The 17033-nt window shown below is 68.5% G+C and carries 19 protein-coding genes and 2 pseudogenes; 12 read left to right on the forward strand and 9 right to left on the reverse strand.

Annotation, left to right across the window (positions count from 1 at the left end):
- Nucleotides 1–2 precede the first annotated feature (2 nt).
- Together BST10_RS06440 and BST10_RS06445 are read right to left on the reverse strand one after the other, a co-directional pair.
- Nucleotides 3–872 (reverse strand): annotated as a pseudogene (locus BST10_RS06440) (MlaE family ABC transporter permease).
- Nucleotides 869–1048, reverse strand: a complete 180-nt coding sequence (locus BST10_RS06445) for a hypothetical protein (RefSeq protein ID WP_083037126.1) — start codon at nucleotides 1046–1048, stop codon at nucleotides 869–871. The pseudogene BST10_RS06440 and the gene BST10_RS06445 overlap by 4 nt, the downstream one beginning before the upstream one ends.
- Before the next feature lie 146 nt (nucleotides 1049–1194).
- Between BST10_RS06445 and BST10_RS06450 the strand changes: the two genes are divergently transcribed.
- Both BST10_RS06450 and BST10_RS06455 read left to right on the forward strand, forming a co-directional pair.
- Nucleotides 1195–1833: a hypothetical protein gene (locus tag BST10_RS06450; RefSeq protein WP_370492186.1), complete on the forward strand. Its 639-nt coding sequence runs from the start codon at nucleotides 1195–1197 to the stop codon at nucleotides 1831–1833.
- Nucleotides 1834–1939: 106 nt separating this feature from the next.
- Nucleotides 1940–2557 carry an Mce protein gene (locus BST10_RS06455; protein WP_083037168.1) on the forward strand — a complete coding sequence of 206 codons (618 nt, stop codon included), beginning with the start codon at nucleotides 1940–1942 and terminating at the stop codon, nucleotides 2555–2557.
- A gap of 36 nt (nucleotides 2558–2593) precedes the next feature.
- Here the strand turns inward: BST10_RS06455 and BST10_RS06460 are convergent, their stop codons facing one another.
- Nucleotides 2594–3670, reverse strand: a complete 1077-nt coding sequence (locus BST10_RS06460; protein ID WP_013827089.1) for a phosphodiester glycosidase family protein — start codon at nucleotides 3668–3670, stop codon at nucleotides 2594–2596.
- Nucleotides 3671–3803: 133 nt separating this feature from the next.
- Nucleotides 3804–4526, reverse strand: coding sequence for a pirin family protein (locus BST10_RS06465; RefSeq protein WP_013827090.1), 723 nt, complete (start codon nucleotides 4524–4526; stop codon nucleotides 3804–3806).
- 124 nt (nucleotides 4527–4650) lie between these two features.
- On the opposite strand from BST10_RS06465, the gene BST10_RS06470 reads away from it, so the two are divergent.
- On the forward strand, nucleotides 4651–6558 hold the full coding sequence (locus tag BST10_RS06470) for a putative alpha/beta hydrolase (RefSeq protein ID WP_083037127.1): 1908 nt from the start codon (nucleotides 4651–4653) through the stop codon (nucleotides 6556–6558).
- Between the two features lie 89 nt (nucleotides 6559–6647).
- The gene (locus BST10_RS06475; RefSeq protein ID WP_083037169.1) at nucleotides 6648–7124 is read left to right on the forward strand and encodes an LppA family lipoprotein; all 477 of its coding nucleotides are present in this window, start codon (nucleotides 6648–6650) and stop codon (nucleotides 7122–7124) included.
- 4 nt (nucleotides 7125–7128) lie between these two features.
- Here BST10_RS06475 and BST10_RS06480 read toward each other — a convergent pair whose 3' ends face one another.
- Both BST10_RS06480 and BST10_RS06485 read right to left on the reverse strand, forming a co-directional pair.
- Nucleotides 7129–8253: an NDMA-dependent alcohol dehydrogenase gene (locus BST10_RS06480; RefSeq protein WP_083037128.1), complete on the reverse strand. Its 1125-nt coding sequence runs from the start codon at nucleotides 8251–8253 to the stop codon at nucleotides 7129–7131.
- A 68-nt stretch (nucleotides 8254–8321) separates the two neighbouring features.
- Nucleotides 8322–9065 (reverse strand): glucose 1-dehydrogenase, encoded by a 744-nt coding sequence (locus BST10_RS06485; RefSeq protein ID WP_013827094.1) that lies wholly within the window; start codon nucleotides 9063–9065, stop codon nucleotides 8322–8324.
- A gap of 47 nt (nucleotides 9066–9112) precedes the next feature.
- Between BST10_RS06485 and BST10_RS06490 the strand changes: the two genes are divergently transcribed.
- From BST10_RS06490 to BST10_RS06500, 3 genes are read left to right on the forward strand one after another with little or no spacing between them, the layout of a single operon-like run.
- A complete protein-coding gene (locus BST10_RS06490; protein ID WP_041319343.1) occupies nucleotides 9113–9952 on the forward strand; it encodes an alpha/beta hydrolase in 840 nt (279 codons plus the stop codon).
- Nucleotides 9953–9997: 45 nt separating this feature from the next.
- A complete protein-coding gene (locus BST10_RS06495; RefSeq protein ID WP_041319345.1) occupies nucleotides 9998–10759 on the forward strand; it encodes a DUF2786 domain-containing protein in 762 nt (253 codons plus the stop codon).
- Nucleotides 10756–11262, forward strand: a complete 507-nt coding sequence (locus BST10_RS06500; protein WP_041316694.1) for a TIGR04338 family metallohydrolase — start codon at nucleotides 10756–10758, stop codon at nucleotides 11260–11262. The genes BST10_RS06495 and BST10_RS06500 overlap by 4 nt, the downstream gene beginning before the upstream one ends.
- 42 nt (nucleotides 11263–11304) lie before the next feature.
- Here BST10_RS06500 and mymT read toward each other — a convergent pair whose 3' ends face one another.
- On the reverse strand, nucleotides 11305–11454 hold the full coding sequence (mymT, locus tag BST10_RS06505; protein ID WP_081465452.1) for a copper-binding metallothionein MymT: 150 nt from the start codon (nucleotides 11452–11454) through the stop codon (nucleotides 11305–11307).
- A 121-nt stretch (nucleotides 11455–11575) separates the two neighbouring features.
- Here mymT and BST10_RS06510 point away from each other — a divergent pair, with 121 nt between their 5' ends.
- Entirely contained in the window at nucleotides 11576–12235 is a 660-nt protein-coding gene (locus BST10_RS06510; protein WP_083037129.1) for an O-methyltransferase, read from the forward strand.
- Between the two features lie 22 nt (nucleotides 12236–12257).
- Here the strand turns inward: BST10_RS06510 and BST10_RS06515 are convergent, their stop codons facing one another.
- Nucleotides 12258–12635: a group I truncated hemoglobin gene (locus BST10_RS06515; RefSeq protein WP_013827099.1), complete on the reverse strand. Its 378-nt coding sequence runs from the start codon at nucleotides 12633–12635 to the stop codon at nucleotides 12258–12260.
- A gap of 125 nt (nucleotides 12636–12760) precedes the next feature.
- A complete protein-coding gene (gene ilvD / locus BST10_RS06520) occupies nucleotides 12761–14458 on the reverse strand; it encodes a dihydroxy-acid dehydratase (protein ID WP_013827100.1) in 1698 nt (565 codons plus the stop codon).
- Between the two features lie 76 nt (nucleotides 14459–14534).
- Here ilvD and BST10_RS06525 point away from each other — a divergent pair, with 76 nt between their 5' ends.
- The 4 genes and pseudogenes from BST10_RS06525 to BST10_RS06540 all read left to right on the forward strand — a co-directional run.
- The gene (locus BST10_RS06525; protein ID WP_083037130.1) at nucleotides 14535–15110 is read left to right on the forward strand and encodes a DUF305 domain-containing protein; all 576 of its coding nucleotides are present in this window, start codon (nucleotides 14535–14537) and stop codon (nucleotides 15108–15110) included.
- Nucleotides 15107–15400, forward strand: a complete 294-nt coding sequence (gene ricR / locus BST10_RS06530; RefSeq protein ID WP_083037131.1) for a copper-sensing transcriptional repressor RicR — start codon at nucleotides 15107–15109, stop codon at nucleotides 15398–15400. Before BST10_RS06525 ends, ricR begins: the two co-directional genes overlap by 4 nt.
- Before the next feature lie 79 nt (nucleotides 15401–15479).
- A complete protein-coding gene (locus BST10_RS06535) occupies nucleotides 15480–16691 on the forward strand; it encodes an MFS transporter (RefSeq protein WP_083037132.1) in 1212 nt (403 codons plus the stop codon).
- A 162-nt stretch (nucleotides 16692–16853) separates the two neighbouring features.
- Nucleotides 16854–17033, forward strand: a pseudogene (locus BST10_RS06540) (L,D-transpeptidase); the annotation flags it as partial.

A 17033-nucleotide genomic window follows, 5' to 3' on the forward strand; every position in this document is an offset into this window, starting at 1 on the left:
CTCTACAGCCCCGTCCGGGGGTAGAGCACGTTGTAGAGCTCGCTGATGCCGACGTTGACGATCATCAGCACCAAGATCGCCTCGACGACCGAAGCGTTCACCGAATTGGCGACGCCGGCCGGCCCGCCCCTGGTGGACAGGCCCTTCTGGCAGGACACCACCGCGACGATCGCGCCGTAGATCACGGCTTTGATCAGCGCCACGATCATGTCGCCGGTGGTGGCGAACGATGAAAACGTCGCCACGAAGCTACCGGGCGCGCCCTTCTGGAAATAGACGTTGAACAGATAACTGGCCAGAAAGCCGACGAAGCAGGTGATGCCGGTCAGGGCGACGCCGATCATGATGGCCGCGGCGAACCGCGGCACCACCAGTCGGCGGATCACCGAGACCCCCATCACCTCCATGGCGTCGGTCTCCTCGCGCATGGTGCGTGAGCCCAGGTCGGCGGTGATGGCCGAACCGACCGCGGCGGCCATCAGCATCGCCGCCACCAGCGATGCGGCCTGCCGGATCACGGCCAGCCCGGCGGCCGCGCCCGCCAGTGACGTCGCGCCGACCTGGTTGGCCAGCAGCGCGAACTGGATGGACAGGGTCACCCCGATCGGCAGCGCCACCAGAACCGTCGGCAGCACCGCGGTGTTGGCCATGAACGCGCTCTGCCGGACGAACTCGCCTCACTGGAACCGGCCGCTGAACAGGTCGATGAAGAAGTACTGCACGGTGCGCACCGCCAGCACGCACTGCTCGCCGACCGTGGTCAGCGATGCCAGCGGGTGGCGGTTGACGTAGCCGACGGTCCAGTCCCCGATGGCCGCGACCCCGTCGAGGGGGGGTTGATCAGCTAATTGACGCTCGTCCCGGGTGGTCATCGCTTGCCGATCATGAACTTGGGATCACCCGGCGCCGCCGATTCCCCGTTGGGCCGATGATCCATGGCGGACATGGTAGCCACCGTGCTTACTCCGAGGTAGGGTTCGGCGATTCTCGGAACGGCCGGTGGGTGGCGCGGGTCGATGCGGGTCGCGGCGGCGCGAACAGAGCTCATCGGGCCTCGCCGTCACCGTGCATCCGGACATGATGTCGGACGCCATGCCCGCCGAGAGGCGCTTCGGGCAACATGACTCGAGTTATGGGCCAGTTACTCAGCGGTAGCACCGATTTCGCGGATTCAGCGTGCCGAAGATGGCTCGGATGGCGATACTCGAGCCGGATGAACTCCGGGCGGAGAGGGTGGCGATGCAGCGATGGTGGGTGCGGTCCGCCGCCGGGATGGTCGCCGGCCTCACCGCGACGGCCGCCCTGCTGGCACCGGGGCCGGCCCTGGCAGACCCGGATCATCCACCGGTGCTTCCGGTGTTCACGCCGGCGCCCAGCGACTGGTCGCCGCATATGGATTTCTGGCCCTACGACACCTTCACCTATCAGGTCACCCCGGAGATGATCGGCGGCATGTCGGACTCGTGCCAGTGGTTCGACGCGCAGTTCGACCCGCTGCTGAGCCAGATCAACGCCTTCAACCGCGACCTGGCCGGGCGCCGCGACGGCTATACCGGTGTGCAGTCGCAGGCGGACGCGGTGGTGGCCAACATCGACCGGTCGACCGGCTTTCTGGGACCGCGACTGCAGCCGCTGACGATCCGCAACACCCCCGACGACTACGGCCCGTACTCACCGATCTACGGCGGTGAACAGCTGACCGGGGTGCTGTTCCAGCTCTCCCGTATCGCCGACAGCATGCGCAAGAAACAGCCGTCGGGCTTCACCCGTCCGCACATCGATTCCGCGGCCGGGTGGGGGGCCGCGTTGCGGAATTCCGGAGCCTGCACCTGACCGCCCGGTCGCCCCGGGTTCCGGTAGGTTCGGGTGCGTTGCGGCCGAGCAGCTCGGCCCAGGGGAGGCCAGGGAGGGGTGGTGTGAGGTGTCGGACCGTGAGGACATGGCAGCCGAGGCCATCGACGAGCCCGAGGCCACCGACGAGCCCGAGGCCACCGACGAGACCGAGGCCACCGACGAGGCTCTGGACGACGACACCGCCGAGCAAACCCCTGACGAGGCCGGCGACCAGACCGACGCGGCGTCGCGACGAGCGCGGCTGCGCTGGATCGCCGCTGCGGTGTTGGCGGTGGGCCTGATCGTCGCCGGCTACGAGGGCTGGCTACTGTTCGCCCACCATCAGCGTGCCGCGGCCGCCGCGCAGGCACTGGAAACGGCCGAGAAGTACGCCCTGGTGCTGACCGGGGTGGACCCGGCCGCGATCGACAAGAACTTCACCGACGTCCTCGACGGAGCGACCGGCGAGTTCAAGGACATGTACGCCGCCTCCAGCGAGCAACTCCGCCAACTGCTGATCGAGAACAAGGCCGCCGCACACGGCACCGTCATCGACGCGGCGGTCAAGTCCGCCACCAAGAACAAGGTCGAGGTGATGCTGTTCATCGATCAGTCGGTAAGCAACAAGGCCTCCCCCCAACCGAAGATCGATCGCAGTCGCATCGTGATGACCATGGAGAAGGTGAACGGCCGCTGGCTGGCCGCCAAGGTCGACATGCCCTGAGCGATGTCGCGGCCGGCCCGCGGCGGCGGCCCGCTGCTAGTTGAACGCCAACCAGCTGGGCAGCGCCCGTTCGTGGGCGTCGCACAGCACCTGGGCGGTGTCGCACGAACCGCGCGGCACCCCGGCGCCGGTCCACATGCCGCCGGCGTCGCGGCGCAGCACGACCGCCGACGACGAACCGCCGTCGAGCAGGACGGCGTGATCGCTGTTCAGACCCCGGAACAGATCCTGCATATTGTCGGGGGTGTAGTGGCCGCCCTGGAAGATGTACATCTCGTCCTTGGCCGCCGAATAGCCCAGGGCGGTGCGCGCCGCGCTCGGCCCGCCGTCGTTGAGTTGCCCGGTGACGCCGGGCGCCAGCAGCCCCAGCCCGCTCACCGCGACGAACCGCTCCCCGCGTTCCACCAGGGCGGTGATCGTCGGCCCGGCCGCGTCGTAGTCCCCGCCGTCGCGGCCACCGCGCGGCCACAGCACATACGGTGCGCCACGGGTCGGCAGGATCATCGTGGTCAGCGTCGACCAGTGCTCGTTGCCGCCGGACAGTCCCTGCTTGCCGGCGTAGGGGATGGTGCCGGTGACCGCGACGTTGGCCCGCCCCTTGCCGCGGGTGTTGTCGACGTAGGCGCCCAGCGGTGAACTGCAGTTGGTGGTCCGCCAGGATCCGCCGCGCTGGCCGCGGATGTCGAAGAAGTTGGCGTTGACAGCCACCATCGGCCGCCCCAGCGCCTGCCAGGCCTGCAGCGGGGTGTACAGCTCGGAGGCCTGTAGCAGCCCCTCACTGGTGCGGGCCCGCGGATCGCGTTCGCAGCGGCTCTGCACACCGCGGTGACTGTCGACCAGCAGGTGCGGCTCGATGCGCTGCGACGCCGCCTTGAGCACGACCAGGTGACCGCCGCCGGACATCTCGTACCACTCGCCGGCGGCGTTGAGCATCGGGGCGGGATGCCCGCTGCCGAAGTTGTAGACCAGGTAGGAGCCCGGGGTGCGGGCGATTGCGGCGGCCAACTGGTCTTGGGCGGCGGCGCGCGCGGCCGGCAGGCCCGGGCCGATCGCCAGGGTGGCGCAGAGCAGCATCGCGCTGCAGCCGGCCGCCAGCCGGCGCACGAAAGCCATTGGAGTCAACGCTGTTTGCCCCTTCGGCTCCGGACCGACAGACACCAAGTTTCCAGGCTAGCCACAGAAACCGTCGGGGCAGCGTGCCGTGATCGGACTGTGCCGCGTCGGTGGCGAATCGGTTACCCGGCGATCAGCCGCCGAGGCGTGCGTGCATCTCCCAGATCAGGATCTCCGCCGGCGCTTCGGCGCGCACCCGTTGACCGCCGCCACCGGTGACGCGGACCGCGTCACCGGCGGCCAACTCGCCGGCGCCCTCCACATCGACCCGGCCGATCGCGACGAACAGGTGAAGGTAGGCAGCGTCGGGCAATTCGACGCTGCGGCCCGGCTGCAGCCGGCCGGCGTACAGCGTGGCCTCGGCGTTCCCGATGGCGATCGCGGCGTCCGGGTCGCTGCCCGAGGCGACGGCCACCAGCCCGCCGCCCGCCAGGGCGTCGCCGATCTGCTGCTGCTGATAGCCCGGGTTGCGGCCGGGAATGTCCGGCACGATCCACATCTGGATGAAATGCACCGGCTCAGTGGTGGATTCGTTCTGCTCCGAATGCAGGACTCCGGTGCCCGCCGACATCCGCTGCGCCAGCCCGGGACGGATCACCCCGGAGTTGCCGATCGAATCCCGGTGGGTCAGCTCACCGGACAGCACCCAGGTGACGATCTCGGCGTCACGATGCGGGTGGGCGTCGAAGCCGGAAGCCGGCGCCACGATGTCGTCGTTGTTGACCAGCAGCAGCCCGTGGTGGGTGTTGGCAGGGTCGTAGTAGTCGTTGAACGAGAACGAATGGCGCGAATTGAGCCAGGGCGCGCGGGTGACAGCCCGGTCGGCGGCCCGCCGCACGTCGAGCAGACCCGTCATGATGCCCAAGGCTAACGTGCGAAACGGCCGCTGCCGGTAGTCTCACTGCAACCGCCGAGCTGATAGGGAGGGGGCAGGCGATGTTCGTCGAGACCGGCGCGCACGATGACGCCGGTGCCGGCGCGTGAGCCGCCCCACCCTGCAGCACCTGCAGCTCGCCGAGCTCATCGCCCACGCGGGGGGTGACCCCTGGGCGGTCGACGACAGCCTGCAGGCCGGCAGCCCCACCCAGATCGACTTCCTGGCCCAGGCGTTCCACCAGGCCGCCGGATCGGCGACCGCCGCCGAGGAGACCTTCCGCACCGCCCGGCAACACTTCGAGCAGTACCACCGCGAGAGCGGCGAGCAGCCGATCAACCACGGCGCCGAAGTGCAACGCGTCAAAGACGGCCTGCACGCCAGCACCGAGCAACTGGGCCGCATCGCCGCAGATCTGGAGACCATCGCCGGCGCCCTGGCCCAGGCCCGCGCGGCGTCGCAGGCCAATATCACCGCGCTCAACGCCAACCTGGTGGGCCTCGACAACCTCGTCGGCCACTACCTCGACCTGGAAAACGAGGGCCACGACTGCAGCACCGAGATCAACCAGTGTCGCCAGCAGGCCAAGGACGACACCGCCACCGCCCTGCACAACGGCACGGTCATCCGCAACACCTACTCCAAGGCTCTGCAGCAGGCCCTGACCAACCTGCGGGTCAGAGACGGCTACGACCCCGACGCAGCGGTGAGCAGGTTCGATGCGGATGCCCCGTCGCCGCCACCGGGACCGGTGCCTGATGACCCGAAGGCCTTCAACGATTACTGGAACAGCCTCACCCCCGGACAGAAGGACTGGCTTTACAACTCCGACCACAACATCGGCAACCACCCGGGCATGCCATGCGATCCGCCGGACCACCTGGGCTACGACCACTACAACCGGCTGCACCTCGCCGACGAATTGACTCGGGCGCGGGCCGCCGCGACGCAAGCCGACGCGCTGCAGAACGAGCACCCGGACTGGGCGGCCGGCAACAACATTCCCCGGCCCAACGAACCGGGCGCGATCTTCGCCGACCGGGTCGCCTACGAGAACTGGCAACGACGATACGACGCCGCCCGCGACGGCGCCAAGTACCTACCCGATCTGCAGGCCGTCGACGCGGCACTGCAGGTCAGCCCCGATCGCAGACTGATGCTGCTCGACACCGAAAGCGGTACGCAGGCCCGCGCTGCCATCGCCGTCGGCGACCCGGACAAGGCCACCCATGTGTCGGTCACCGCCCCGGGACTCAACACCACGGTCCACGGCGCCATCGGAGGTATGACCGATGAAGCGACGCACGTGCGAGGCGAAGCGCTACGGCAGCTGGGGCTGTCTCCGGGGCACGAGCACGACTCGGTATCGGCTATCGCCTGGATCGGTTATGACCCGCCGCAAGTGCCCGGGTTCGACGATCGGGGCGCATCGCTGGCGGGTATCTGGGGCGTCACCCACGACGACCTGGCCCGGGCCGGTGCTCACGACCTGGCCCGCTTCTACGACGGGATCCAGGCCTCCCATCTGGGTGGTCCGGCCGATCTGACCGCGATCGGGCACTCCTACGGCTCGCTGACGACCGGGCTGGCGTTGCAGGAACCCGGCGATCACGGAGTGTCGCGGGCACTGTTCTACGGATCTCCCGGTATCGAGGCCGCCACGCCCGAACAGTTGCATCTGCGGCCCGGCCAGGTGTTCGCCATGGAAGCCCCCGACGACCCCATCCAATGGGTGTACGACGCAAGGACGTTCGGTCAGGGCATTCCGATTCTGGGTTCCTACCTCAATGACGAATTCGGTGACTTCGGCCCGAATCCGGCGACGAATCCCAACTTCACCCAGTTGGCAACCGGGGCGGCCACCGTGCCCGACGGCCATGGTGGAACGGTCAGCCTGCAAGAAGCGCACGGCCACAGCGACTACCCGCGCTTCCCGGACGGCGGCGGGCTGCGAACGACGAACTACAACATCGCCGCCGTCCTCGCCGGCACGAAACCGATTGAAGGCAAATGAGACACCACACCATCATCAGTGTGAACGGTCGACTCCACCGGCTGCTTTTCGTCGCGGTGGTCGTCGCCGCGTTAACAGGAGGATGCCACGTGAACCAGCCTTACGGGCCCACCCCGCCCACCGAAGCCGCCCAGGCGCTGGAAGAATTGCGATCGCTGCCCTCGTTTGAGGACACCCGAGCGCAGGTGCAGGCCGCGATGAAGGAGATCACCGCGGCCGCAGGCGAACTCATCTCCGGCGTGGTCTGGGAGAACCCGCATGAGGGCTCGGGTGAAGGTTGTCAGCGACGGCCATACGAGCAGGCCAACGCGCGCGGGTACCTCTTACCGGACGAGGTCGCGGTCCGGGTCGCGGTATCCGAGCGGGACTGGGCGGGCATCCAGGAGGCCGCCAGGATCGCGGCGGCAAAGCTCGACGCCACCGAACTCCAGGTGATGCAGGACCAGCCCGGCAACCACGACGTCGGGTTCTACGGCCCCGCCGGGCTGTACATCAAGGTCGGCTACCGGGGCAACCTGGTGGTTTCCGGCTACACCGGCTGCCGGCTGCCGCGCGAGCAGAAGTGACCGCTTACCAATCCGATTCGTCGAAGGTGATGACGCCGCGGATGTTCTTGCCGTCGACCATGTCGGCGTAGCCGGCGTTGATGTCCTCGAGCTTGTAGGTCGTGGTGATCATCTCGTCGATCTTGAGCAGCCCGGACTTGTACAGGCCGACCAGCCGCGGCGTCTCGATGTGTGAGCTACCGCCGCCGAAGATGTTGCCTTTCAAGGTCTTCTGCAACATCGTGAACAGGAACAGGTTCAGCTTGACGTCGGCGTCGGCCATCGACCCCATGCCGGTGACCACGCAGGTGCCGGTCTTGGCGGTCAGCGTCAGCGCCTCTTCGATGTACTCGCCCTTCATGTCGCCGACGGCGATGATCACCTTGTCGGCCATCAGGCCCCAGGTCTCCTCCATGACCGGCATGATCGCCTCGGCCATCGACGAGTAGACACCGGTGGCGCCGAACTTGACGGCCTGATCCCGCTTGAAGGCCACCGGGTCGATCGCGATGACGCGCCGTGCCCCGGACAGCACCGCGCCCTGCAGCGCGCTCATGCCGATGCCGCCGACACCGACGATGATGACGGTCTCGCCGGGCTTGACGTCGGCGACGTTGGTGGCCGAGCCGAACCCGGTGGGCACCGCGCAGCCCATGATCGCCGCGGCCTCGAACGGCACGTCGGAATCGATCTTGACCACCGAATCCTGGTGCACCGTCATGTAGGGCGCGAAGGTGCCCAGCAGGTTCATCGCGGAGACCTCGTGCGAACCGGCGCGGATACGGTGGGTGCCGTCGGCGATCGCCTTGCCGCCCAGCAGGACCGCCCCGCGGTCACACAGCGAGCGGAAGCCCTTCATGCACGGCGGGCAGGAACCGCAAGCCGGGATGAAGGCCATCACGACGTGGTCGCCCTCTGCCAGGCCGGTCACGCCCTTGCCGACCTTGGTGATGACCCCGGCGCCCTCGTGGCCGCCGAGCGCCGGCAGACCGATCGGGGTCGCCCCGGTGGTGACGTGGTAGTCCGAGTGGCACATCCCCGCGGCGTGCATCCGGACCTGAACCTCACCGGCGACGGGGTCGCCCAGCTCGATCTCGTCGACCCGCCACGGCGAGTTCAGCTCCCATAACAGTGCGCCCTTGGTCTTCATGATCGGCCATCATAGAACACGTTATAAAAGATGCCGCGATCAAGCGCTTGAACTGCGCAAACTAGCTTCTAGTCGGTCTTGTGCGGGATGCCTACGGACAAGCCCCCGTCGATCACCAGGTCAGCACCGGTCATGTAGCCCGACTCGTCGGAGGCCAAGAACACCACCGCGGTCGACACCTCAGCCGACTTGGCGGCCCGGCCCAGCGGAATCTGCAGCGAGTCGTCCGGGATGGCGATCGTCATCCGGGTGCGGATCAGCCCCGGCAGCACACTGTTGATCCGGATGTTGTGCGGCGCCAGTTCCAGGGCCGCCGCCTTGGCCAGCCCGCGCACCCCCCACTTGGATGCGACGTAGCCGTACAGGCCCGCGGAGCCGCGGATCCCCTCCACCGAGGAAATGTTGATGATGGACCCGCCGCCGGCCGACTTCATCGGCGCGACCGCCGCGTGCATGCCCAGCATGGTGCCGGTCAGATTGACGTCGATGAGCTGTTGCCATCCGGCGAGGTCGAAGTTCTCGATGGTGTTGAATTTGGCGATTCCGGCGTTGTTCACCAAGACGTCGAGGCTGCCGAACTCCCCGACGGCGAGCTGAACCGCCGCGTCCCACTGCTCGGGCCGGGTGACGTCGAGGTGGGCGAACCGAGCGGTGCCGGCGCCCAGCTCCTCGGCGAGCTTGCCGCCCTCCTCGTCGAGGATGTCGCCGATCACGATCTTCGCGCCCTCGGCGGCCAATGCCCGCGCATGTGTTGCGCCCATGCCCCGCGCGCCGCCGCTGATCAGCGCAACCTTGCCCTCGACTCGTCCCATGGCGCCTCAGGTTACGGGGTGCGATGTTTGCCCGCTACGCTGCCCTGATGGCTGTTACCCGCGCCGAGCGAACCTTCCAAGGTGTCCAGGGAGTGCGGATCGTCTACGACACCTGGACACCGGATACGGCGCCGCGCGCCGTGGTGGTGCTCTCGCACGGCTTCGGTGAACATGCCCGCCGTTACGACCACGTCGCGGCGCGGTTCGGCGAAGCCGGGCTGGTGACCTACGCGCTGGATCACCGCGGGCACGGCCGATCCGGGGGTAAGCGGGTGCTGTGCCGGGACATCTCGGAATACACCGGCGATTTTCACACCCTCGCCGGTATCGGCTCCCGGGAGCACCCCGGGCTGCCGCGCGTGGTGCTCGGGCACAGCATGGGCGGCGCGATCGTGTTCAGCTACGCCGTCGACCGCCCCGACGACTACCAGTTGATGGTGCTGTCCGGGCCGGCGGTGGACATGGCCGGCACCGTCTCGCCGTTGCTGGCGTTCGTCGCCAAAGCGCTCGGCGCGCTGACCCCGGGCCTGCCGGTCGAGAAGCTCGACTCCCACCTGGTCTCACGCGATCCGGCGGTGGTGGCGGCTTACGACGAGGATCCCCTGGTGCACCATGGTCGGGTTCCCGCCGGTGTGGCGCGGGCGTTGATCAAGGTCGGCGAGACCATGCCGTCGCGGGCGCAGGCACTGACGGCGCCACTGCTGGTGGTGCATGGCGCCGACGATGGTCTGGTGCCTGCCGAGGGCAGCAAGCGCCTGGTGGGCTGCGTCGGGTCCGCCGATGTGCGGTTGACCGTTTATCCGGGCCTCTACCACGAGGTGTTCAACGAACCGGAACGCGAACAGGTGCTCGACGACGTGGTGGGCTGGATCGACGCGCGGCTGTGAATCGCCGTCGGCGCGATGTCGCCGGTGTCGGTTAGCGTGGCCGCCATGAGTAGCGCCCTATCCGACGACAAGATGCTGGCGCGTATCGCCGCTCTGCTGCGCCAGGCCGAAGGGACCGACAACGCCCACGAAGCCGACGCGTTCATGGCGGCAGCACAGCGGTTGGCCACCGCCACCTCCATCGATCTGGCGGTGGCCCGGGCGCATGCCACCAAACGGACACCGGCCACCGCCCCGGTGCAGCGCACCATCACCATCGGATCGCCCGGCACCAAGGGCCTACGCACCTACGTGCAACTGTTCGTCGGAATCGCCGCGGCCAACGACGTGCGTTGCGACGTGGCGTCGAACTCCACCTTCGTCTACGCCTACGGCTTCGCCGAGGACATCGACGCCACGCATGCGCTCTACGCCAGCCTGGTCGTCCAGATGGTCCGGGCCGCCGACGCCTACCTCGCCACCGGCGCGCATCGGCCGACGCCGACGATCACCGCCCGGTTGAACTTCCACCTGGCGTTCGGCGCCCGGGTGGGCCAGCGGCTGGCCGAGGCCCGCGATGAAACCCGCAGGGCGGCCGAGAAAGACCGCGATCGGCCACCGGGGACTGCGATCGCGTTGCGCAACAAGGAGCTTGAACTCACCGACTTCTACCGCGGTGCTTCGCGGGCGCGTGGTACCTGGCGCGCGACCAGGGCCTCGGCCGGGTATTCGTCGGCGGCGCGGCGAGCCGGGGACCGGGCCGGCCGGCGGGCGCGCCTGGGTGACGACACCGAGTTGTCGGTGGCGCGCTCGGCGCTGGAGCGGTGAGCGGGCAGTTTGAGCGCGACACGCAACGCGCCAAGGTTTATGCCGCGGAGGTGGTTGTGCGGGCCCTCTTCGACCGGGCGGCTGAAACCGGGGCCCGCGGTGTGGAGTTCTTCGGTACCGGCATAACGCTGCCGCCGGAAGGCCGCTTCGGCTCGGTGGCGGCGGTCGGCCGCTATCTCGACGACGTGCTGGCGCTGCCGGCGGTACGCGACCGGTGGCCGGACACCGCGATGCTGACGGTGCGCGCACGCCGCGGTGTCACGGCGGCGCACTACGAAAAGGTCGGCGAAGCAGGCGTTATCGCCGTACCGGACCAACGTGGCGCGGACTGGGCGTTGCGGGAACTGGTGGTGCTGCACGAGGTCGCGCACCATCTGTGTGATGTCCGGCCGCCGCACGGCCCGGAGTTCGTCGCGACGTTCTGCGAGCTGGCCGAGTCGGTGATGGGCCCGGAGGTGGGTTATGTGCTGCGGGTGGTGTTCGCCAAGGAGGGCGTCCGGTGACGCCTAACGATCACCGTTGGGCGTCACCGGCGCCGCTGCTCCTCAGCTACTGACCGGGACCAGCGCGTCACCGCAGGTGCAGCGGTAGGCCTCGCCGGCTCCCTGACAGTGGCACGGGGACTCGATGCGGACGCGGCATCCGCACCCGTCGTGGCCGCATGTCAAGACGGTTCCCGCTTCGTAGTTCGTCATGTGTCGCACCTTTCTCTTGCACCCGGCTGGGCGCCGGTCTGCCTGACTATATACCCCGTAGGGGTATGGGGTAAAGATATTGGGAGGCGGAGATCATGGTTGCCGTCTAGCCTCGGTGGACGTGACCGAAACACCAACGCCCCGCGACGTCGATAGCCTGCTGGACCGCATCTTCGCCGGCGACGACCCCGACCTGCAGGCAGCGCTGGCCGCCAGCGAAGCGGCCGGGCTGCCGTCGATCGCGGTCTCGGCGCAGCAGGGCAAGTTCTTGAACCTGCTCGCGACGGCGACCGGAGCCACCCGCATCCTCGAGATCGGCACCCTGGGCGGCTACAGCACGATCTGGCTGGCGCGGGCCGTCGGACCCGGCGGCGCGGTGGTCACGCTGGAGTACGAGCCGACGCACGCCGACGTCGCCCGGGCCAATTTGGACCGCGCCGGAGTCGGCGATCGGGTGCAGGTGATCGTCGGCCCGGCGCTTCAGACCCTGCCGAGCCTGACCGGCGAGCCGTTCGATCTGGTGTTCATCGACGCCGACAAGGAGAATAATGTCGGCTATCTGGACTGGGCGGTGCGGCTGTGCCGCCCCGGGTCGGTCATCGTGGTGGACAACGTGATCCGTGAGGGGACGATCCTGCAGCCGACGTCCGGCGACGCGACGGCACGTGGTAGCCGGGATGTCTTGGAGTTGATGGGCGAGCACCCGCGACTGCAGGCCGCCGCTATTCAGACGGTCGGGGCCAAGGGCTGGGACGGCTTCGGGATCGCCGTGGTGGCGTAGTCGGGGCCGCGGCGGCCGTCGGTCACCCCAGCGCGGCGCTGCGCCGGTCCGTCACGATGTCGTCGGCCAGCGGCGCGATCGCCGCGATGATCTCCGCGGTGGTCGCCTCGGGCACTTCGCAAGCGGTGAGCGCGGCCGTGAGATGACCGACCGCCAGGTCGAACTGCAATCGGCCGATGTTGCGATCGCGATGGGCGTCGGCCATCGACAACCCCCGGTAGGGTTCGGGGCCGCCGAGCGCTGCCGCGAAGAACGAGACCTGCCTGCTTTTGAGGCGGGCCATGTCGCTGTTGCGAAAGTAGCCGGCAAGCCGGGCGTCGGCCAATACGCGCTCGTAGAACTCGTCGACGACCGCGGTCAGCGCCGCAGCACCGCCGATTTCGTCGTAGATGCAAGTCATCTGAGGCGTCCTCGAGGTTGCGAACGTTGTCTCAACCAGCACACCGCCGGCTCGTTTCACCGCAGTTAAAGCGGAGTCACGATCGTCGAAAGAACATCTCACGCCGGGTGTCCACCGGCGTCGCGCTATCCGCAGACCGCGCCGATGGCCGCCGAACCGACCAGCTTGCGGTACTTGGCCAGCACGCCGGTGGTGTAGCGCGGTGGCGGGGGAGTGAAACCCTCAGCGCGGGCAGCGAATTCATCCGGGTCGGCCACCACGTCCAAGGTCGCGTTGGCCACGTCGAGGCGGATCTTGTCGCCATCGCGTAGGAATGCCACCGGCCCGCCGTCCACCGCCTCGGGGGCGATGTGGCCGACGCACAATCCCGTCGTCCCGCCGGAGAACCGGCCGTCGGTCAGCAGCAGGACGTCCTTGCCGAGGCCGGCGCCCTTGATCGCACCGGTGATCGCCAGCATCTCGCGCATTCCCGGCCCCCCCTTGGGACCCTCGTAGCGGATCACCACGGCGTCACCCGCGCTGATCGTGCCGTCCTCGAGGGCATCCAGTGCCGCCCGCTCGCCATCGAAAACCCTTGCCGTACCCTCAAACACATCGGTGTCGAAGCCCGCCGACTTGACCACCGCGCCCTCCGGCGCCAGTGACCCGCGCAGGATGGTGATGCCGCCGGTCGGGTGGATGGGGTTGGTCAGCGCGTGCAGCACCTTGCCGTCGACGACCGGCGGGTTGAGCTCGGCGATGTTCTCCGCCATCGTCTTTCCGGTGACGGTCAGGCAGTCGCCGTGCAGCAGGCCGGCTTCCAGCAGGGTCTTCAGCATGACCGGCACCCCGCCGATCTTATCGATGTCGAACATGACGTGCTGGCCGAACGGCTTCACGTCGGCCAGGTGGGGAACCTTCGCGCCCACCCGGGAGAAGTCGGCCAGGGTCAGCTCCACTTCGGCCTCACGGGCGATCGCCAGCAGGTGCAGCACCGCGTTGGTGGAGCCGCCGAACGCCATCACCACCGCGATGGCGTTCTCGAACGCCTCCTTGGTCAGGATGTCGCGGGCGGTGATGCCGCGCCGCAGCAACTCCACCACGGCCGATCCGCTGCGCCGGGCGTAGCCGTCGCGGCGTCGGTCGGCCGACGGCGGGGAGGCGCTGCCCGGCAACGACATACCGAGCGCCTCGGCCGCACTTGCCATGGTGTTGGCGGTGTACATCCCGCCGCAGGCGCCCTCGCCCGGGCAGATGGACCGCTCGATCTCGTCGACGTCCTCACGCGACATCAGTCCGCGCGAGCAGGCGCCGACCGCCTCGAAGGCATCGATGATCGTCACCTCGCGCTCGGTTCCGTCGGAGAGCTGGGCGTAGCCGGGCATGGTGGAGCCCGCGTAGAGGAACACCGCGGCCAGATCCAGCCGGGCTGCGGCCATCAGCATGCCGGGCAGCGACTTGTCGCAGCCGGCCAGCAGCACCGAGCCGTCGAGGCGCTCAGCGCACATCACGGTCTCGACGCTGTCGGCGATCACCTCGCGCGACACCAGCGAAAAGTGCATACCCTCGTGGCCCATCGAGATGCCATCGGAAACCGAGATGGTGCCGAACTCCAGCGGGTAGCCGCCCGCTTCGAAGACGCCTTCCTTGGCGGCCTTGGCCAACCGGTCCAGCGACAGGTTGCACGGGGTGATCTCGTTCCACGAGGACGCCACCCCGATCTGGGACTTGGCGAAGTCGTCGTCGCCCATGCCCACCGCCCGCAGCATCCCGCGGGCGGCGGTCTTCTCCAGGCCGTCGGTGACGTCGCGGCTGCGGGGCTTGATGTCGACGGAGTCAGGCATCCGCTCAGTATGCCGGTCGGCGGTGAGCGGACAAAACGAATAAATACCCCGCGGGGGTATCGGCTAAAATAGCCCCATGAGATCAGCCCTCGCGCTCGTCGTCGCGCTCGTCGTCAGCATCTCCGCGGGCGCCTGTCACCGCTCGGCGCCGGTGCCCGAGCAGCAGGAACCGAGCAGTTCGGCGGCGGCCAACACCGGCAGCCCCGGCGACATCGCCTTCCTGGAGGACATGGTCATCCACCATCAGCAGGCGCTGGAGTTGACGGCCATGGTGCCCGGGCAGAGCACCGATCCGGCGGTGGTGGCGCTCGCCGACCACATCGCCGCCCAGCAGCGTGTCGAACTGCAGGGTTGCCAGGCGCAGTTGCTGCAATGGGAAGCGTCCGACGAGCACGACATGGCCACCGACAAGCGCGACATCCCCGGCATGGTCGATGAGGCCACCATGGACAAACTGCGCGGCCTGCGGGGCTCGGAATTCGACAAGCTGTGGCTGCGGTCGATGATCTCCCACCACCGTGGCGCGATCAAGATGGCACACAACGAGATCGAACACGGTCAGAGCCCGGAGGCGATCAGCATCGCGCAGTCGTTGGCGGTGCGGCAACAGGCCGAGATAGATCAGATGAACCAACAGTTGGGGACGCTATGACCACCGATGCCCCCGGGTACTCCCCGCGGAAGGACAACTACGCCAAACGACTGCGCCGCATCGAGGGCCAGGTGCGCGGAATCGCCAAGATGATCGACGAGGACAAGTACTGCATCGATGTCCTCACCCAGATCAGCGCGGTCAACAGTGCGCTGCGCTCGGTCGCGCTCAACCTGCTCGACGAACATCTGGCACACTGCGTCACCGGGGCCGTCAGCGCCGGTGGGGATGAGGCCGACGCGAAACTGACCGAAGCCTCGGCCGCTATCGCGCGGTTGGTCCGTTCCTGACCCGCGCGCCGTTACCATGTGACCCGGCAGTTCCGGGGGCGGCGACGCGCCACACACCACTGGACGCTGCCGCCACACCATGACTGTCGAAACTGGTAGAACCCGAATCGGTCCGTGGACGCCGCGGATCACGGCGCAGTTGGCGATTCTGGCCGCCGCCGCGTTCATCTACGCCACCGCCGAGATCCTGCCGGTCGGCGCGCTGCCGGCGATCTCGGCCGGCTTGGGCGTCAGCGAAGCGCTGGTCGGCACCCTGCTGGCCTGGTATGCGGTGGTGGCTGCGGTGACGACGATTCCGCTGGTGCGCTGGACGGCGCACTGGCCGCGCCGCCGGGTGCTACTGGTCACCCTGGTCTGCCTGACCACCTCGCAGGTGATCTCGGCGATGGCCCCGAACTTCGCGGTGTTGGCCGGCGGCCGAGCGCTGTGCGCGGTCACCCACGGATTGATGTGGTCGGTGCTGGCGCCGATCGCCACCCGGTTGGTACCGCCCAGTCATTCCGGCCGGGCGACGACGGCGATCTATGTGGGCACCAGCCTGGCGCTGGTGGTGGGCATCCCGCTGACATCGGCGATGAGCCTGCTCTGGGGCTGGCGGCTGGCCGTCGTGGTGATCACCGTGGCCGCGGCGGCCATCACCGTGGCAGCGCGCTTCGCGCTGCCGGCCCTGGTGCTCAGCACCGACCAGCTGGCGCTGGTGGGGCGCCATCACTACCGCAACCGCCGGTTGTTGGGGGTGAGCACGCTGATGCTGATCGCCGTCACGGGCCACTTCGTCTCCTACACGTTCATCGCGGTGCTCATCGAAGACGTGGTCGGCGTTCCCGGAGCCCGGCTGGCCTGGCTGCTGGCCGCCTTCGGGGCCGCCGGCCTGGTCGCGATGTCGCTGCTGGCCCGACCGCTGGATCACCGTCCCAAGGCGGTCACCGGCACCTGCATGGCCGCGCTGTCCGCAGCGTTCGTCGTCCTGGCCGCGCTGTCGATCGGCGGCCACCACACCACCGGGGCCGCGGTGGCCGGCGCCGCGGCGATCGTGCTGTGGGGCGCCATGGCGATGGCGGTGTCGCCGATGCTGCAGTCCGCGGCGATGCGCACCGCGCCCGACGATCCCGACGGGGCCTCGGGGCTGTACGTCACGGCGTTCCAGGTCGGCATAACCGGCGGCTCGCTGGCCGGCGGGTTGCTGTTCGAATGGGCCGGAACGTCGGCGATGCTGAGCGCGTCGGCGCTGCTGGTGGGCGTCGCGGCGGTGGGCGTGGCGGCGAGCAAACACCTCTTTGTTGTTCCCTGACGGGTAGGGCGCGGTAACGTTCGCCACTATGCGTGCCGTCGAAACCCCAGTTCAATAGCGCGTAGTCCCCTCTTTCGGGGTGTTTTCCACTCGCTACACGAGTTAGCTGACAGTCCTGCTATGCCACACTTGAAACCAAGCTTTGTGACCGGAGGTACACGCATGTCGGGATGGAAGCTCGCGGGTATCGGAGCCTGGGTGTCCACCGCGGGAATGGCCGCAGTGCTCACGCTGGGTTGCGGGGCGGCGCTGGCCGACCCACCGCAACAGCCCGGCGACCCCGCGGCGGTCGATGCCGGCCCGATCGACCCGGCCGTCCCGCCCGCCCCCGCCGAGTTGCCG

Origin of the sequence: Mycolicibacter algericus DSM 45454 (genome assembly GCF_002086455.1) — a bacterium.
Lineage (GTDB): Bacteria > Actinomycetota > Actinomycetes > Mycobacteriales > Mycobacteriaceae > Mycobacterium > Mycobacterium algericum.